This is a genomic window from Pseudomonas sp. IPO3747, assembly GCF_013385245.1.
GTDB lineage: Bacteria > Pseudomonadota > Gammaproteobacteria > Pseudomonadales > Pseudomonadaceae > Aquipseudomonas > Aquipseudomonas edaphica.
The window spans coordinates 433,060-450,342 of sequence record NZ_JACAQL010000002.1 but is presented as its reverse complement, the minus strand read 5'-3'; the positions used below and the strand labels follow the sequence as shown (position 1 = coordinate 450,342).

Genomic DNA, 17,283 nt, shown 5'->3' with positions numbered 1-17,283 from the left:
AGATCCACCGATGACTTCATCCCGTTCTTTGCTGCGTGGGCGCGGCAGTCATGACAGCGGCAAGGTGGGCATGGTCGAGCTGTTTTTCGACCTGGTGTTCGTGTTCGCCGTGACCCAGTTGTCCCACTCGCTGCTGGCCCACCTGAGCCTCGGCGGCGCGGTGCAGGTGGCGCTGATGATGGTCGCTGTGTGGTGGGTGTGGATCTTCACCTCGTGGATCACCAACTGGCTGGACCCGGAAAAAATCCCTATCCGCATTGGCCTGTTCGGCTTGATGGTCGCCGGCCTGTTGCTGTCTTCATCAATCCCCAAAGCCTTTACCGATCGCGGCCTGTTGTTCGCCGGCGCTTACGTCTTCATGCAGGTGGGCCGCACGCTGTTTGCGTTGTGGGCCGTTCGCGGCGAGTCGCTGAACATGACCCGCAACTTCCAGCGGATCCTGGCGTGGATGCTGTGTTCCGGGGTGTTCTGGCTCACCGGCGGCCTGCTCGAAGGCGAGCAACGCCTGGCTTTCTGGGCGCTGGCGCTGCTGATAGAACTGATATCGCCGTCGGTGTTTTTCTGGGTGCCAGGGCTTGGGCGCTCGACCCTGGCGGACTGGAATGTCGAAGGCAACCACATGGCCGAGCGTTGCGGCCTGTTTGTGATTATCGCCCTGGGTGAATCCTTGCTGGTGACCGGCGCCACGTTCGCCGAGTTGCCGTGGAGCGTCGAAGGCCTGGGTGCTTTCCTGGTGGCCGTGGTGGGCAGTATTGCGCTGTGGTGGATCTATTTCGACAGCGGCGCCGAGCGCGCCCATCACCGGATTGCCAGCTCCGCCGACCCCGGCCGCCAGGCGCGTATCGCCTACACCTATCTGCATGTGCTGATCGTCGCCGGGATCATCGTCAGCGCGGTGGCCGACGAACTGGTGCTGGTGCATCCAGGGCATGCCAGCCAGGCGGGCGTGCTGGCGATGATTGCCGGGCCGTTTTTGTTTTTGCTCGGCAGTGCGTTGTTCAAGTGGGTGATGAGTGACCGACCGTTGCCACCGCTCTCGCACCTGGGCGGGCTGCTGATGTTGCTGGTGCTGTTGCCGCTGGGGTTGCAGCATATGTTTTCGGCGCTGGCGCTGGGCGCGTTGACCACGGCGGTGTTGGTGATCGTGGCGTTCTGGGAAAATCGTTCGCTGCGGGGGCTGACCGAAGTTTCACATTGAAATCGGTCTGCCTTCGTTCAACTGCATGCTATATGTAGGTTTCTTTTCAAGCCCACTCGGAGCTTTTCATGCCGCACCTGCACCTGGAATACACCGCCAACCTGACCGGCCTTGCCGTCGAGAAAACCCTGCTGCGCCTGAACAACGTGCTGATGGCGTCCGGGCAGTTCGGTTCCGAGTTCGATATCAAGAGCCGCGCAATCAAGGTCGAGAGTTTCCAGGTGGGCACTTCCCTCAGCCCGCGCGGTTTTATTGCGGTAAAGCTCTCGCTGCTCAGCGGGCGGTCACCGCAGGTCAAGCAGCAGTTGTCGGAAAGCTTGTTGGCGGCCCTGCATGACGCGGCTGAGTGGCCGGCCGATCTGCAGGTTCAACTCAGTGTGCAGTTGATGGACATGGATCGTGATTCCTACAGCAAAGTCGCTATCGGCTAAGGGTTACAACAAGCATTGATCGGCGCACACCTTGACGATCTGCTCGCGAAACCAGGTATTGGCGCTGTCCTGGCCACTGGTTTCATTCCACTGCATATCCAGGGTAAACCCCGGTAACCCGTTCGGCGCTTCGCAATGGCCGAACACGGTGGCCGGGGCCAGCAGCTTTTGCACGCGACGGGGCAGGGTGACGATAAAGTCGGTGCCACTGATCATCTTCAAGGCGGCGCTGTAGCTGTTGGCACGGGCAATCACCTGGCGCTTGTGAGCCTGGCGTGCCAGCCAGCCGTCGATCATGTTGGTGTCGGAGGTCCAGGGCGCGGGGAACACGTGGCGCCGTTCGACAAACGATTGCAGGCTGAAGGCCGGCTCGCGCGGCGTGGCGCGTTTATCAAACACACACACTAAATCGTCTTCCAGCAGCATCTGGGTCTTGAAGTCTTTGTGGGCACGGTGAAAGTGCGGGCCGAAGCAAATCACCAGGTCGAGACGGCCTTCGCGCAGGTCCTCGGCGGGCAGCTCGGTTTCCAGCTTTTGCACATTGATGATCACCGGCAAGTCGGCTTGGTCGAAGTTCTTCAACAGGCGTGGCAGGATCAGTTGCTCGAAGTATTCCGGGGCACAGACATTGAAGGTCACCGCCTGCTGCGTCGGGTCGAAGGCCTGGCTGCCGGCATGGCACAGGTTGATGCTTTCAAGGATCTTCTGCACGTGTTCGTACATGGTTGTGGCCTTGTACGTCGGGCGCATGCCGGCCCGCGTGTTGATAAACAGCTCATCCTCAAAACTGGTGCGCAGCTTCTTCAGGCTGTAGCTCACGGTTGACTGACTGACGAACAGCGTCTCGGACACCTCGGTAACGCTGCTCTGGTCATAGACGGCGATAAACACCATCAAGTCCTGCATATCAAGCTTTCTGAGCAAGTTACTGTTTAGCATCGGTTTCGTCCGTAAACCCTTTGTACCGAACTCAGTACAAGACTGGCAAAAGCTTAACGGAACGGTCGTACCAATAGAAAGCGCTGTAGGGCGTTTCTATGTTTGGTGTGGGACATAAAATGTTGGCAACACGACGTCAGTGAATATGTCGGCTGTAATGCTTTGGGTTCAAGCGTGTGACGATCATCAGCTCCCACAGGGGACCGTGGTGTCAGCTAGCGCGAATCACGTGCTTGATCTCCTGAAACGCCGCCAACCCCCAGGGCCCCAGTTCGCGGCCGATGCTGCTTTGTTTGTAACCGCCCCACGCCGTCTGCGGGAAGATCACCTGCGGTGCGTTGATCCACACCAGGCCCGCCTGCAAGGCATTGGCCACGCGTTCGGCGGCTTCGGCATTGGCGCTCACCACACTGGCGACCAGGCCGAAATCGCTGTCGTTAGCCAGGGCGATGGCCTCGGCTTCAGTGGTAAAACGTCGTACACACAGCACCGGGCCGAAGATCTCTTCATTCCACAAGGCGCTGCCTGATGGCACGTCGGTAAACACTGTCGGGCGAATGAAAAAGCCTTTTTCCAGATCAGCCGGGCGAGCGCCGCCGCACAACAAGCGCGCGCCTTGGTCGATACCACGCTGGATATGCCCCAGCACCCGCTGATACTGCGCACGGTTGATCAGCGCGCCCATCTCCACATCCTCGGCAAACGGGTCGGCCACGCGAATCCCTTCAGCCCGCGCCTGCAAACGCTGCAGGAATTCATCCGCCAGGTTGTCGGCTACCAGCACGCGACTGGTGGCCGAACAGATCTGCCCGGCATTGAAAAAACCACCGCCACAGGCCAGCTCCACTGCCAGGTCGAGGTCGGCATCGGCCAGCACCAGCAACGACGATTTGCCACCCAGTTCCAGGCTCACACCCTTGATGGTTTCGGCGGCGCGCTGCATCACCTGCACGCCCACCGCATTGCTGCCGGTAAAGGACATTTTCGCCACGCGACGGTCCGCAGCCAGCGGTGCACCGACCGCCAGCCCCGTGCCACACACCAGGTTAAACACACCCGCCGGGAAGCCTGCTTCGGCAATAATCCGCGCCAATTGCAACTCCGCCAGGGGCGTGACTTCCGACGGCTTAAGCACCACGCAGCAACCGGCCGCTAACGCGGGGGCAAGCTTCCAGGCGGTGGTCACCATCGGGAAGTTCCACGGCACGATCAAACCCACCACGCCACAGGGTTCGCGGCGCAGGCGTGCGCTGAAATCGTCGCTGGGCAATGCCACCTTGCAGTCTTGACCTGCGTCCATCGCGTCGCAGATGCCCGCGTAGTATTCGAAGGTGGCAATCACGTCATCCACATCAATAGCCGCTTCAAACAGCGGCTTGCCGTTGTTGCTCGACTGCAACTGCATCAGTTGTTCACGTTGCTCGCTCACACCTTGGGCGACCTTGCGCAACAAGGCGCCGCGATCACGGCCACTGCTTTTCGACCAGTCGACAAAAGCCGCGCTGGCTGCGTCGACCGCCAGTTCCACTGCTGAGGCATCGCCCACGCTGACATGGGCCAATGTCGCTTCGGTAGCCGGGTTGATCACCTCCAGCACCGCATGGCCCGCCTGCCATTGGCCGTTGATAAACACACCGTTCAAGACTGCGCTCATACCGCCACCTCCTGCATCCAGAGCCCTTGGTTGATTTCAATCAGTGTCGGCCCCTGGCGATCCGCGGCGGTGCGCAACGCGCTGCGCAAAGGCTCGATGCCCTGGACACTTTCCGCTGCGCAACCCAAGGCCTTGGCTACGCCGATAAAGTCCGGGGTGTAGATGTCCACACCGACCGGCTCGATGGCGCGGTTGAGCATGTATTTCTTGATCTCTTCATAGCCCTGGTTATTCCACAGCAGCACAATCACTGGCACCTGCGCCTCTACCGCGCTGGCCAGTTCCGGCAGGGAAAATTGCAGGCCGCCGTCGCCGATCAGGCACACCACCGGCTGGCCGTCACCTCGGCCCAGCCAGGCACCGACTGCAGCGGGCAGGGCGTAGCCCAAGGTGCCGTAGCCGGTGGAGGAGTTGAACCAGCGGCGTGGGTGGTCAAGATTCAGCGTCAGGTTGCCGCTGTACACCGGCTGGGTGGAGTCGCCCACCAGCACGGCGTTGGGCAGCGCTTGCAGCACGGTGTTGAGGAACAGGGTTTGTGCGCGGGTGGCAGCGTCCCAGTTGGGCGCCAGTTCGGCCCACAAACGCGCGACTCGTTCAGCGCCCCAATCGCGGTTGCGGGCAGGCAATGGGGTTTTATCCAATTCGGCGAGCAAGGCGTCGGCGGCTATCTGTGTATCGGCTACCAGTGCCACGTGCGGCGGGTAGTTGCGCACAGTCTGGTCGGGGTCGATGTCGATACGCAGCAGTGCGCCGGGGATCTCGAAGCCGCCGGCGAAGGTCACGTCGTAGTCGGTTTCTGCCAGCTCTGTGCCGATGGCCAGCACTACGTCGGCTTCAGCGACCAGCGCACGGGTGGCGACCAGGGTTTGCGTCGAGCCGATCAGCAGCGGGTGGGTCGATGCCAGCATGCCTTTGGCATTGATGGTCAGCGCCACCGGCGCGCCGAGGATGTCGGCCAGGCGTGTCAGCTCTGGCGCGGCATCGATGGCACCGCCACCGGCCAGGATCAGCGGGCGTTTGGCCGCTGCGAGCAATTGGCTCATCTGCTTGACCGCCGACGGCGACGCACCGGCGCGGGCAACGCTGACCGGCTCGCTGCCCAGCAACGCGTCGGCATTCTCCACCAGCACATCCAGCGGGATTTCGATATGCACCGGGCGCGGTCGCCCCGCCTGGAACAACGCAAACGCCCGTGCCAGCACACCAGGCAACTCCGCCGCCGACATCAACGTGTGGGAGAACGCCGACACGCCCGCGATCATCGCGCTCTGGTTCGGCAGCTCATGCAGTTTGCCGCGCCCGCCGCCCAATTGGCTGCGCGACTGCACGCTGGAAATCACCAGCATCGGGATCGAGTCGGCGTAGGCCTGGCCCATGGCAGTGGTGATATTGGTCATGCCCGGGCCGGTGATGATGAAGCACACGCCGGGTTTGCCGCTGGTGCGTGCATACCCGTCGGCCATGAAGCCGGCGCCCTGTTCGTGGCGCGGGGTGACATGGCGGATGCCGGAATGCGCCAGGCCGCGATACAGCTCAACGGTGTGTACGCCGGGAATGCCGAACACCTGGTCCACGCCGTAGCTTTCCAGGAGGTTGACCAATACTTCGCCGCAGGTCGCCATACATGTCGCTCTTGTTATGGATTCGAGGCGCTATTGGAGCGGCTGGCCCGTAGCGGCAACAATCGATAAAAAGTCATACTAGCCATGTCCCCACGTCATGGCTCACGCACGATGAAACGCCTTCCGCCGCTGCCTGCGCTGCACACGTTTTGGGTCACTGCCCAGTGCTGCAACTTCACCCGCGCCGCCGAGCAACTGCACATCACCCAGGGCGCAGTGAGCCGCCAGATTGCCGGCCTGGAAAGCCATTTGGGTTACGCCCTGTTTCAGCGCCAGGCACGGGGCTTGAGCCTGACCGAAGAAGGCCGCGAGTGGTCACTGCGTGCGCAGCAAGTATTCGGCCTGATCGGCTCCGCGGTGGAGCAGATCGGCAGCCGCCGCGCGACCCTGCAACTCAAGGCCTCCACCTGCGTGATGCGCTGGCTGCTGCCGCGCCTGTTGCAATGGCAGAAGGAGCGCCCGGATGTGCCGGTGGAACTCACCACCACCGTGGCCTATACCGTGGACTTTCGTCGTGAGCAATTTGATGCGGCGGTGATCTATGCGCCCATCGCCGAGCAGTCGGCTGAGGCACGGCACCTGTTTGATGAGCAACTTACGCCAGTGTGCGCACCGGCGCTGCTCGGCGCTTTGGATACCCCGGCAGACTTGCAGCAACAAGTGCTGCTGCACCCCACGCGGGACGAGCGGGATTGGGCGTTGTGGTTAAAGGCGGCGAATACGCGGTTGAGCAACCTGGCCCAGGGGCATCATTTCGAGACGCTGGACCTGGCCATGACGGTGGCGTCACAAGGCTCAGGTGTGGCGATTGGCGACAGTGCGCTGATTGGTGAGGATGTGAAAGCCGGGCGGCTGGCGACGCCGTTTGAACTGCGGGTGCCGACGGGGATGGGCTATTACCTGGTGTACCCGCCGGGGATTGAGCCGTCGGCTGGGCTGCAAGCGTTGATGGCGTGGCTGGTGAGCGAGGCACACCAGTCTTAACACTGAGTATCCAACTGTGGGAACCGGGTTTGTGTGGGAGCTGGCTTGCCTGCGATGCGGGCAACTCGGTCTATCTGTTAAACCGAGCTGATGCCATCGCAGGCAAGCCAGCTCCCACACAAGCCAGTTCCCTCAGAGTCAGTAACCGACGGTGAAGCGTTGGCGCGAGTGCTTCGGCGATTCCACTTCGTCGATCAGGGCGATGGCAAAGTCAGCAAAACTGATCCAGCTACGGCCCTCGGCGCTTACCAGCAGATCATCCTGGCCCAGACGGAATTTCCCGGTGCGCGCGGTTTCAACAAACTCCGCCGATGGCGACAGGAAGGTCCAATCCAGTTCTTTTTCCTGACGCAGCACGTCGAGAAACTCAGCCCCGGCGCTGGCTTCGGCTTTGTATTCAGCCGGGAAACCCTCGCTGTCGATCACTCGACTGCCACCTGGCAACAACAGCGAACCCGCACCGCCCACCACCAGCAGGCGTTTCACGCCGGCTTTTTTTACCGGGCCGATCACGGCGCTGGCGGGCAGGGTGGCGAAGTGCGCCGCACTGATCACCACGTCGTTGCCGCTCACTGCTTGCTGCAAGGCCGTTGCATCAAGGGCGTCGACCTTTTTAACGGTAAGGCCTGGGCGTGCGGCCAGCGTGTCGGTGTTACGCGCAATGGCAGTAACGGTATGCCCACGACGCAGCGCTTCTTCCAGCAGTTGGCTACCGGCACGGCCGGTGGCACCAATGATTGCAATCTTGCTCATGACGTTCTCCAGTACGTTAGGGTTTAAAACCAATCACCACTTCATTTCGCCCTTGGCGACTTTGGCACCCAGTTCCAGGCTGCTTTCGTCTTTAAGGTTCGGGTAACGCTTTTTCATCGCCGCGATCAGCGCAGTCGAATCCTTGGCCTTGGCGGTCTCGATATCGAAGGCCTTGATGTAGTCGGCGGTAAAGGCCACGGACTGCACGGTCGGTGTGCCCAGGTAGTGGCCAGGGATCACGGTGGCCGGTTTCAGGTCCTGGATACGTTGCAGGGTGGCCAGCCAGTCGGTGTGGGATTTGGCGGATTGCGTGTCGGCCATCCACACGTGGGTGTTTTCAAACACCACGACGCCACCGACGACCGCCTTGATCGAGGGGATCCACACAAAGGTGCGCTCAGGTTGCGGACCGTCCAGGCCGATCACTTCCAGGCTTTTGCCTTCCAGCGTCAGGGTATGGCCCTGCAACACCTGCGGGATGATGGCTTTGCTTGGCTTGTCGTCGCCGAGTTTCGGGCTCCAGAACGCGATTTTTTGCTCGACGGTGGCCTTGATATGGTCCACCACCGGCTGGGTCGCCAGCACTTTGGCGTCGGGGAACGCGGCGGTCAGGGTGTCGAGGCCGAAGTAGAAGTCCGGGTCGCCGTCGCTGACGTAGATGGTGGTGAGGTGTTTGCCGCTGCTGCGGATTTTCTGCACCAGTTGCTCGGCTTGGGTCTTGCCGAACTGGGCGTTGACCAGGATGAGGTCTTTTTCACCGCTGACCAGTACCGAGCTGACCGGCATCATGGCCGAGGTGCCAGGGTTGTAGGCATCCAGCTTCAGGTCGGCAGCCGCAGCATGGGCAGCGAACGCCAGGGCGGCCGAAGCCAGGGCAAATCGTTTAAGTACCGAGATCATGTGCAGCTCCAGCAGCAGGTAAGTGATGCACAGAGCTTAGTTGCACCAAACACAACAAAAAATGCGATGCTTGGACATAGTTTGTTTCTAAAAGCGTGCAAATCATGGATCGTCTTCAAGCAATGCGGGTGTTTGTCACGGTAGTTGACCTGGGCAGCCAGTCCGCCGCCGCCGATCAGTTGGACCTGTCGCGGCCGGTGGTCTCGCGCTATCTGGCTGAACTTGAGGATTGGGTCGGTGCGCGCTTGATGCATCGCACCACGCGCAAGCTCAGCCTCACCGCCGCCGGCAGTGAAACGCTGCCGCGCTGCCGGCAAATGCTGGAGCTGTGCAGTGACATGCAGGCGGCCGTCAGTGAGCCGGATGAAGCGCCGCGTGGCCAGTTGCGCCTGAGTGTCAGCAGCTCATTCGGCCAGGCGCAGTTGGCGGATGCCGTGGCCGAATTCGTCAAGCGCTTCCCGTTGGTCAGCATCGACCTGCAGATGCTCGACCGCACGGTAAACCTGGTGGATGAGCGTATCGACCTGGCCATCCGCACCAGCTTTGAGCTGGACCCCAACCTGATCGCGCGCAAGCTCACGCTGTGTCGCTCGGTGATCTGCGCGTCACCGGCGTACCTGCTGGAACACCCGCAGCCTCGGCAAGTCCACGACTTGGCGGAGCACAACTGCCTGACGCATTCTTACTTCGGCAAAAGCCTGTGGCACTTCACCGAGAACGGCGAAGCAGTCTCGGTGGCGGTGCAGGGCAATATCACCGCCAACGAGGCCACGACCTTGCTGCGGGTGACGCTGGCGGGCGCCGGGGTGGCGCGGCTGCCCAGTTATCAGGCGGGGGACTACATCCGCAGTGGCGAATTGATCCGGCTGCTGCCCGAGGCTGAGCCGCAGCAAATGAACGTCTACGCCGTGTATGCCTCGCGTAAACACATGCCGTTGGCGTTGCGCAGCCTGCTGGATTTTCTGGTGCTGCGGTTCCCGGAAGAGCCGGTGTGGGATATCGGTCTGTAAAGCCGACATAAAGATGTTGAATGACGCCCAATAATGGCAACTCGCCCTGACTGACCTATGCTTTAAACAGCACCGAGTCGATCTATTCAGAGGTGTGCCATGACCCTAAAAATTAGAAAGTACCTGATGATTTTCATCCTGTGCGCGTTGGCTACCGCGCTGTACGGCACGGCCGCCTATCGGGTTGAACAGACCCGTATGCAACCGACCTTTGCGATCAGTTGCCATCAGGATCTGTGTGTGCCGCGTACTGGTAGTTTCAGCGCGCTCAGGTAGGCTGTGATCGTTCCCACGCTCCGCGTGGTATGCAGCCCAGGACGCTCCGCGTCCCGCGTCAATCCGCCTTCAGCTGCTCGCGAAACGCCTTGGGCGAAAACCCCACCCGGCGGCGGAACAGCCGGGAGAAGTTGGTCGGGTCGGAAAACCCCAACACCTCCGACATCTCATTGATGGTCATGCTGGTATAGGTCAGCAAGCGCTTGGCTTCCAGCAACTGGCGGTCATGCATGATCTGCAAGGCAGGCTGCCCACCCAATTCCCGACACGTACCGTTCAGGTGTGAGACCGAGATACCCAGCTTGTGCGCCAGGTCTTCAATCTTCGGGTGTTCGCGGTAATGCTGCTCGACCAACTGCGTAAAGCGCCGAAAATATTCACGCCCACGCGGCGCGCGCGGATGGCGGCGCTGGATCGCCTGGCGGCTGATCCACACCAGCAGCACGCTGACCAAGGCGTGCATCATCATGTCGCGGGCCGGTTGTTCATCGGCGTACTCATCCTGCAGTCGGGCGAACAGGCTGTTGAGGTAATCGCTGTCCTTGCCGGCGGGGTAATTGCCCAGGGCCTGCAAACCGTCCACCGTCGCGCCCAACTGTGTCTGCAAATGGCTGACCAGCGGCGCGGCCAGCGTCAGGATAAAACCTTCCACATCTTCAGAAAACCGAAACCCGTGTACACACAACGGCGGCAGCACCTGCAAGGTGGCTTCGCTGAGGGTAGTACGCTGGCCTTCGATTTCCAGCTGCGCCTGGCCTCTGTGTACGTACAGCAACTGGCACAGGTCCGCGTGCCGGTGGGGTTGGATTTCCCACTGGTATTCCCGGCTCCGTCGGGAAATGGTTTCACAGTGCAACAAATCCGGAGTCGGCCATTGCTGACTTTCTCCGTAAAGCTTGAAGACTGGAATCGCGGTACTGGCAGTTTTGGTCATGGTTTCAATCCGATACTCAGGATAGTGGTGCGGTAATCGCCCCAATTGGCAAAAAGCGCAGGCTTTGTCTCAGTTTTCACCTTCTTATGGCGGCCACTCAAGTGAAAAATGATCAGCAACAGGATGAATGACAACTCTTTCACCCTATCCGTTCGGGTGAAGCTTGCGAGCCATAAAAATAATGAAAACGCTGAAAACCCAAGTCGCCATTATTGGCGCCGGTCCCTCCGGATTGCTGCTCGGCCAACTGCTGCATAACGCTGGTATCCAGACCCTGATTCTAGAGCGCCAGAGCGCCGATTACGTGCAAGGCCGTATCCGCGCCGGTGTGCTGGAACAAGGCATGGTCGACCTGCTGCGCGAGGCGGGCGTCAGCCGACGCATGGACACCGAAGGCCTGGTGCATGACGGCTTTGAGTTGGCACTCAATGGCCAACTGACCCATATCGACCTCAAAGGCTTGACCGGCGGTCAGTCGGTGATGATCTACGGCCAGACTGAAGTCACCCGCGACCTGATGGCCGCCCGCGAGGCTGCCGGGGCTGTGACCCTGTACGAAGCGCGCGACGTGCAGCCCCATGACCTTAAAACTGATCGGCCCTGGCTCACCTTCGAACATGCCGGCGAAACCTATCGCCTGGACTGCGACTACATCGCCGGGTGCGACGGTTTCCACGGGGTGGCGCGCCAGGCGATTCCGCCTGAGGCGTTGCAGGTGTTCGAGCGCGTCTATCCGTTCGGCTGGCTGGGCATCCTCGCCGATACACCGCCGGTGCATGACGAGCTGGTGTATGCCAAACATTCGCGTGGCTTTGCGTTGTGCAGCATGCGTTCGCCGACCCGCAGCCGCTATTACCTGCAGGTGCCGGTCGATGAGCCTCTGGATGATTGGTCGGATGAGCGTTTCTGGGCCGAGCTGAAAACCCGCCTGCCCAGCCAGTTGGCCGAGCAACTGGTCACCGGGCCGTCAATCGAAAAAAGCATCGCGCCGCTGCGCAGCTTTGTGGTGGAGCCGATGCAGTACGGGCGCCTGTTCCTACTCGGTGACGCCGCGCATATCGTGCCGCCCACCGGCGCCAAAGGCTTGAACCTGGCGGCCAGTGATGTGAGCACGCTGTTTCGGATCATGCTCAAGGTGTACCGCGAGGGCCGCGTGGACCTGCTGGAAAAATACTCGGCCATCTGCCTGCGCCGGGTGTGGAAGGCCGAGCGGTTTTCCTGGTGGATGACCTCGATGTTGCACCAGTTCCCGGACGCCGACGGCTTCAGCCAGCGAATTGCCGAGAGCGAGCTTGAGTATTTCATCCATTCGCAGGCGGGGCGCAAAACCATCGCAGAAAATTACGTCGGACTTCCTTACGAAGCTATCGAGTAGCCTGCTATCGTATCCAGCATTCCCGCAGGCTCTTCCTTGCCTGCGGGCCTTGCTCGAAGGTTCTGCCGTGACCAGCCTCAACCAACCCGCTCAGCCCGTTCCTGCCGTTCGCAGTGTGCTCGCCGCCTTGATGCTGGCGATTTTCCTCGGAGCCCTGGACCAGACCATTGTCGCCGTGTCCATGCCAGCGATTTCCGCGCAGTTTCACGATGTAGACCTGCTGGCCTGGGTGATCTCCGGCTACATGGTGGCGATGACCGTGGCCGTACCGATCTACGGCAAGCTCGGCGACCTGTACGGGCGCCGGCCGATGATGTTGATCGGCATGGGTGTGTTCACCCTGGCCTCGCTGTTTTGCGGCATGGCGCAAAGCATGGAGCAGTTGGTGCTGGCGCGGATTCTCCAGGGCATCGGTGCCGGCGGGATGATCTCGGTCAGCCAGGCGATCATTGGCGACATCATCGCGCCCCGTGAGCGTGGGCGTTACCAGGGCTATTTCAGCAGCATGTACGCGGTGGCCAGTGTGGCCGGGCCAGTGCTGGGCGGCTACATGACCGAATACCTGTCGTGGCGTTGGGTGTTTTTGATCAACCTGCCGCTGGGCGCCGGGGCCTGGTATGTGGCGCACCGCACACTGGTAGGGCTGCCGGTGCCGCAGCGCAAGCCGATTATCGATTACCTCGGCACCGTGCTGATGATCATCGGCCTGACCGCCTTGCTGCTGGGCATCACCGAAATCGGCCAGGGCCATCATTGGCGTGACGAGCAAGTGCTGGGGCTGTTGGCCTGCGCGTTGGTGGCCTTGACGGTGTTCGTGTGGCACGAACGCCGGGCGCGCGAGCCATTGTTGCCGATGCACCTGTTCGCCAATCGCAGCGCAGTGCTGTGCTGGTGCACGATTTTCTTCACCAGCTTCCAGGCCATTTCCCTGACGGTGTTGATGCCGTTGCGTTATCAGACGGTGACCGGCTCGGGGGCCGACAGCGCCGCCTTGCACTTGCTGCCATTGGCCATGGGCTTGCCGATGGGGGCCTATTTCGCCGGGCGCATGACCTCGGTGACCGGGCGTTATAAACCGATGATCCTCACCGGCGCATGCTTGAGCCCGCTGGCGATTCTCGGCATGGCCTACAGCGCGCCGCAGGCGGTGGAGCTTACGGCGGTGTTTATGCTGCTGTGCGGGATTGCGGCGGGGATGCAGTTTCCGACGTCCCTGGTGGGCACGCAGAACTCGGTGGAGCAGCGCGACATTGGCGTGGCCACCAGCACGACTAACCTGTTCCGCTCGTTGGGCGGGGCGGTCGGTGTGGCGTGCATGTCGGCACTGCTGTTGGCGTTGTTGCAGGACTCCAGCTTTGCGCATTTGGCCAGCGGCGCGCTGGGGGCTGAAGGCAGTTCCGGCAACGTGTTACTCGACGGCCTCAACGCCGCGCCGGGGCCTGCGCAGGATGCCTTGCGCGGGGAGCTGGCGGTGACATTCCGGCATTTGCTGATGGTGAGTGCGGCGGTGTCGTTGCTGGGGTTGGCGGCGGCCATTGCGATGCCCAATCGTGTGCTGCGTGGGCGTGAAGACAAAGCACGTTAACTGACACAACGATGATCAAACTGTGGGAGCAGGCAAGCCAGCTCCCACAATGGATTGCATTCCAACTCAGATCAGGGGCTGTAGTACCCAACCGCCACCATAAAATGCCCGGCCTTGCGCACGTACGCATGCTTGTTCTCAACCTTGTCGGTCACCGGGTTCTTCCAGCGGTACTTGTATTCACCCTGATCCTGCTCGGCCATCAGCTTCAGAATGGGTTCACCCACCGGCTTGCCATCCGGGTCTTTGATCTTGCGAAAGTCGGTATTGACCAGTCGCAAGTTGGTGCCATGCGCCACATACCGCCCGGTGTTCAGATCGACCACAAACACATACAAATCATCCTGCAGAAACCCGCCCTGCAATGAGTTGATCGCCTTGAGCGTGCCTGCCTCATCCTTGACCAGCGCCTTCACAGCCTTGTTGCGCAACGCTCGGGCCTGTTCCGGTGTGGCCCGTGGCAGGTAGTAACCCACCGCCAGGATGCGTTCACCCACGCGCTGATAAAACACGTGCTTGTGCTCAACCTTGCCGTCGTTCCAGTTCTGCCAGCGGTAGTCGGCTTGTTGGATGCCCTGGCCTTCGGGCACGGTCAGCGCCTGTTTGAACGAAGCTTGCAGGTCTGGCCCGAGCACCTCGGACACATCACGGCCGATCAATGCAGAGGAAGGCCCGCCGCTGGCTAACAACACGCCCTTGGTGTCGACCACGAACACATAGCGGTCATGGTCGATAAACTCACCCTGGCGGCTGAACGCGGCGAAGGCTTTGTCGCCGTTGCTTTGGAAGTAAGTCACAGCCTTTTCCAGCAGAGCCTTGGCGGCCCGAGCGTCCTCATCCTGAGTGGTCGCGTGCACCTGGCTGAACCCCAACAGCAGCAGGCAGGTGAGTCGGAGCAATCCCTTCATTACCGATCCCTCGTTATGGTTGATGTGAGCACAGCGTAGACGGCTCCTGCTCAGGGCGCCGCCAGCCACTGATTGACGATGCCTTCATACACCCCGGTGGCCATGCTCAGGTGCAGCCACTGGTCGACGTAGCTTTTCCACGCCACATCATCGCGGGGCAGCAGGAAGGCCTTTTCGCTGTATTGCATCTGCCGCTCGGGGTTGACCGCACACAGCCCAGGTTTCTGTTTTTGCTGGAAGCGCGCTTCGCTGGCGTCGGTGATCATCACGTCGGCTTTGCCCGCCAGCAGTTCGTCGAAAATCGTCACGTTGTCATGCAGGCGGATTTGCGCCTTGGCCAGGTGGGCGCGGGCAAACACCTCGTTGGTGCCGCCCGCCGGCTCGATCACACGCACCTGCGGCTGGTTGATCTGCTCGACGCTCTGGTAGCGCTGTACATCGGCGCAGCGCACCAGCGGGATCTTGCCATCGACGCCGAGAGGCTGGCTGAAGAAGGCTTTTTTCTGGCGTTCCAACGACACCGAAATACCGCCCACCGCGATGTCGCAGCGCTGGGCGAGGAAGTCCGGCATCAGGGTTTTCCAGGTAGTGGGCACCCATTTGATGTTGGCGTTGAGGCTCTTGGCCAGGGACTCGGCCATGGCGATATCAATGCCTTCGTAGCGCCCATCGGCACGCAGCGAGGTGTAGGGCTTGTAGTCGCCGGTGGTGCAGACGGTGAGGGTGCCGTTTTGCAGTACCTCGTCCAGGCGTGAATCGGCCAGGGCGTGGGTGGCCACGCTTGCCAGTAAACAGAAGACCAGGGGAGCTTTCATGCGGTCGAATCCTTGGGGCATGCTCGGGTTGCCATTATTTCCAGCTATACGCAGGGATGGCAATTGTTTAGCCAGGCTGCAACCAAACTCCGTCAACCCTGAATTGAACAACCTTTGTGGGCGTGTGACGCTGCCGGGCATCTACCTCACTGTGAATCTCGCATGGACGGCTCCCCTGACACTCACCTCGCGACACTGCCGTCCGCGCTGGCCTTCTGGGCCTTGTTCCACTGCCGACACGCGCGCCCACCGGATACCTTTCTCTTACGTTGATCTGCCCCATGAATGACGCGCACCTGTGCGCCTGCCTGACGCAAACGTATGAGAGTTCCCATGAGTGTTTTTGCCAGCCTGCAAGAAGCCCAGTCTTTTCTTGAACAGCACCCGGACATCGAAATGTTCGAGCTGTTTATCCTCGACAACAACGGCGTGCCACGCGGCAAGTTGCTGCACCGCGATGAGCTGCTGGCGGTGTATGAAAATGGCCGCCCGTTGCCCAGCACCATCCTGGGCCTGACGATTAACGGCGACGACGTGGAAAACTCCGGGCTGGTGTGGGAAGTCGGCGATATCGACTGCCGCGCCTACCCGGTCAGCGGCAGCTTGCAGCGTATGCCGTGGCGCCTGATCCCCACAGCCGCCGTGCAAGTCAGCATGCACCCCACCGAAGGCTTGCCGGCCACCGTGGCTGACCCTCGGCATTTGCTGGCCAAGGTGATCGACGACCTCAAGGCCGACGGTTATTACCCGGTGATGGCGGCGGAGTTGGAGTTTTACCTGCTCGACCAGAAACCCGACAGCAACGGCCGCCCACAACCGGCACGGGATGTGGACGGCAATCGCCCGCGCTCGACCCAGGTGTACGGCCTGCGTGAGCTGGAGCAAATCGAGCCGTTCCTGGCCGACCTCTACAGCGCTTGCAAGCTGCAAGGCATTCCGGCGCGCACGGCGATTTCCGAGTATGCGCCGGGCCAGGTGGAAATCACCCTGGAACATCGCGCGGATGCCCTGCAAGCCATGGACGAAGCGGTGCGCTATAAGCGTCTGGTCAAGGGCGTGGCGCATAAGCACGCAATGACCGCCTGCTTTATGGCCAAGCCGTTCGATGACCTGGCGGGCACCGGCATGCACATGCATGTGAGCCTGGCGGATGCCCAGGGCAATAACCTGTTCGCCAGCGAGGCCGCCGATGGCACGCCGCTGCTGCGCCAGGCGGTGGGCGGCATGCTCAGCACCTTGCTCGATTCGCTGCTGATGTTTTGCCCGAATGCCAACTCTTATCGGCGCTTCCAGACCAACAGCTATGCGCCGCTGGCGGCCACCTGGGGCGTGGATAACCGTACCGTCAGCTTGCGCGTACCGGGCGGGCCGGCTCATTCGCGGCATATCGAACACCGGATTTGCGGGGCCGACGCCAACCCATACCTGGCGGCTGCTGCCATCCTGGCGGGTATTCACCGAGGCATTCGCGAGCAGCGCGACCCCGGTGCGCCGGTGGAAGGTAACGGATACGCCCAGGCCAAGGAGTTGCTGCCCACTGACTGGCTGACCACCTTGCGTGCGCTGGAGGGTTCAAGCTGGGCACGGGAGGCGTTCGGCAGTGAATTCCTCGGCGTCTATTTGGCGGTGAAACGTGAGGAATATCGTCAGTTCATGGGGGAGGTGGGCGAGCAGGATTGGCGCTGGTATCTGCATCAGGCGTGATCCGCTGGCAGCAGATTTGGATACACCGAAGAGCTGCTTTTCTGTGGGCGCTGGCTTGCCTGCGAAGGCATCAACTCGGTGTACCCGATGTACCGAGGTGCCAGCATCGCAGGCAAGCCAGCTCCCACAGTCGAACGTCGGTGTTTTACAGGCGTCACGGTTTCAACCTTTTTTTCACGTTGCAGTGGTTAAGCT

At 61.2% G+C, this 17,283-nt stretch carries 16 protein-coding genes; 8 read left to right on the top strand and 8 right to left on the bottom strand.

Going from position 1 to position 17,283, the window contains the following annotated elements:
* The first annotated feature begins 10 nt into the window (after positions 1-10).
* Entirely contained in the window at positions 11-1,198 is a 1,188-nt protein-coding gene (locus HX790_RS03320; RefSeq protein ID WP_169985522.1) for a low temperature requirement protein A, read from the top strand.
* Positions 1,199-1,266: 68 nt separating this feature from the next.
* On the top strand, positions 1,267-1,629 hold the full coding sequence (locus HX790_RS03315; RefSeq protein ID WP_017137365.1) for a 5-carboxymethyl-2-hydroxymuconate Delta-isomerase: 363 nt from the start codon (positions 1,267-1,269) through the stop codon (positions 1,627-1,629).
* Between the two features lie 3 nt (positions 1,630-1,632).
* Here HX790_RS03315 and HX790_RS03310 read toward each other — a convergent pair whose 3' ends face one another.
* The 3 genes from HX790_RS03310 to HX790_RS03300 form a co-directional block, all read right to left on the bottom strand.
* Positions 1,633-2,568, bottom strand: coding sequence for a LysR family transcriptional regulator (locus HX790_RS03310; protein ID WP_176991233.1), 936 nt, complete (start codon positions 2,566-2,568; stop codon positions 1,633-1,635).
* A 211-nt stretch (positions 2,569-2,779) separates the two neighbouring features.
* The gene (locus HX790_RS03305) at positions 2,780-4,222 is read right to left on the bottom strand and encodes an aldehyde dehydrogenase family protein (protein WP_176991232.1); all 1,443 of its coding nucleotides are present in this window, start codon (positions 4,220-4,222) and stop codon (positions 2,780-2,782) included.
* On the bottom strand, positions 4,219-5,844 hold the full coding sequence (locus HX790_RS03300) for a 5-guanidino-2-oxopentanoate decarboxylase (RefSeq protein WP_176991231.1): 1,626 nt from the start codon (positions 5,842-5,844) through the stop codon (positions 4,219-4,221). Before HX790_RS03300 ends, HX790_RS03305 begins: the two co-directional genes overlap by 4 nt.
* 111 nt (positions 5,845-5,955) lie before the next feature.
* On the opposite strand from HX790_RS03300, the gene HX790_RS03295 reads away from it, so the two are divergent.
* Positions 5,956-6,828 carry a LysR substrate-binding domain-containing protein gene (locus tag HX790_RS03295; protein ID WP_176991230.1) on the top strand — a complete coding sequence of 291 codons (873 nt, stop codon included), beginning with the start codon at positions 5,956-5,958 and terminating at the stop codon, positions 6,826-6,828.
* A gap of 138 nt (positions 6,829-6,966) precedes the next feature.
* On the opposite strand, the gene HX790_RS03290 is transcribed toward HX790_RS03295, so the two are convergent.
* Positions 6,967-7,581: an NAD(P)-dependent oxidoreductase gene (locus HX790_RS03290; protein ID WP_169985526.1), complete on the bottom strand. Its 615-nt coding sequence runs from the start codon at positions 7,579-7,581 to the stop codon at positions 6,967-6,969.
* A gap of 33 nt (positions 7,582-7,614) precedes the next feature.
* Positions 7,615-8,481 (bottom strand): MBL fold metallo-hydrolase, encoded by an 867-nt coding sequence (locus HX790_RS03285; RefSeq protein WP_176991229.1) that lies wholly within the window; start codon positions 8,479-8,481, stop codon positions 7,615-7,617.
* A gap of 104 nt (positions 8,482-8,585) precedes the next feature.
* On the opposite strand from HX790_RS03285, the gene HX790_RS03280 reads away from it, so the two are divergent.
* Entirely contained in the window at positions 8,586-9,491 is a 906-nt protein-coding gene (locus tag HX790_RS03280; RefSeq protein ID WP_170040559.1) for a LysR family transcriptional regulator, read from the top strand.
* A 99-nt stretch (positions 9,492-9,590) separates the two neighbouring features.
* Positions 9,591-9,767, top strand: coding sequence for a hypothetical protein (locus HX790_RS03275; protein WP_017137373.1), 177 nt, complete (start codon positions 9,591-9,593; stop codon positions 9,765-9,767).
* Between the two features lie 58 nt (positions 9,768-9,825).
* On the opposite strand, the gene HX790_RS03270 is transcribed toward HX790_RS03275, so the two are convergent.
* Positions 9,826-10,701: a helix-turn-helix domain-containing protein gene (locus HX790_RS03270; protein WP_017137374.1), complete on the bottom strand. Its 876-nt coding sequence runs from the start codon at positions 10,699-10,701 to the stop codon at positions 9,826-9,828.
* Between the two features lie 190 nt (positions 10,702-10,891).
* On the opposite strand from HX790_RS03270, the gene pobA reads away from it, so the two are divergent.
* Positions 10,892-12,076, top strand: a complete 1,185-nt coding sequence (gene pobA, locus HX790_RS03265; RefSeq protein WP_171045816.1) for a 4-hydroxybenzoate 3-monooxygenase — start codon at positions 10,892-10,894, stop codon at positions 12,074-12,076.
* A gap of 67 nt (positions 12,077-12,143) precedes the next feature.
* Complete coding sequence (locus tag HX790_RS03260) at positions 12,144-13,661, top strand: MDR family MFS transporter (RefSeq protein WP_176991228.1); 1,518 nt, start codon at positions 12,144-12,146, stop codon at positions 13,659-13,661.
* 71 nt (positions 13,662-13,732) lie between these two features.
* Here the strand turns inward: HX790_RS03260 and HX790_RS03255 are convergent, their stop codons facing one another.
* Positions 13,733-14,569 carry a cache domain-containing protein gene (locus tag HX790_RS03255; protein WP_017137378.1) on the bottom strand — a complete coding sequence of 279 codons (837 nt, stop codon included), beginning with the start codon at positions 14,567-14,569 and terminating at the stop codon, positions 13,733-13,735.
* A gap of 50 nt (positions 14,570-14,619) precedes the next feature.
* A complete protein-coding gene (locus tag HX790_RS03250) occupies positions 14,620-15,384 on the bottom strand; it encodes a transporter substrate-binding domain-containing protein (protein ID WP_026013725.1) in 765 nt (254 codons plus the stop codon).
* A 333-nt stretch (positions 15,385-15,717) separates the two neighbouring features.
* Here HX790_RS03250 and HX790_RS03245 point away from each other — a divergent pair, with 333 nt between their 5' ends.
* Complete coding sequence (locus HX790_RS03245) at positions 15,718-17,088, top strand: glutamine synthetase family protein (protein WP_176991227.1); 1,371 nt, start codon at positions 15,718-15,720, stop codon at positions 17,086-17,088.
* Positions 17,089-17,283 lie beyond the last annotated feature (195 nt).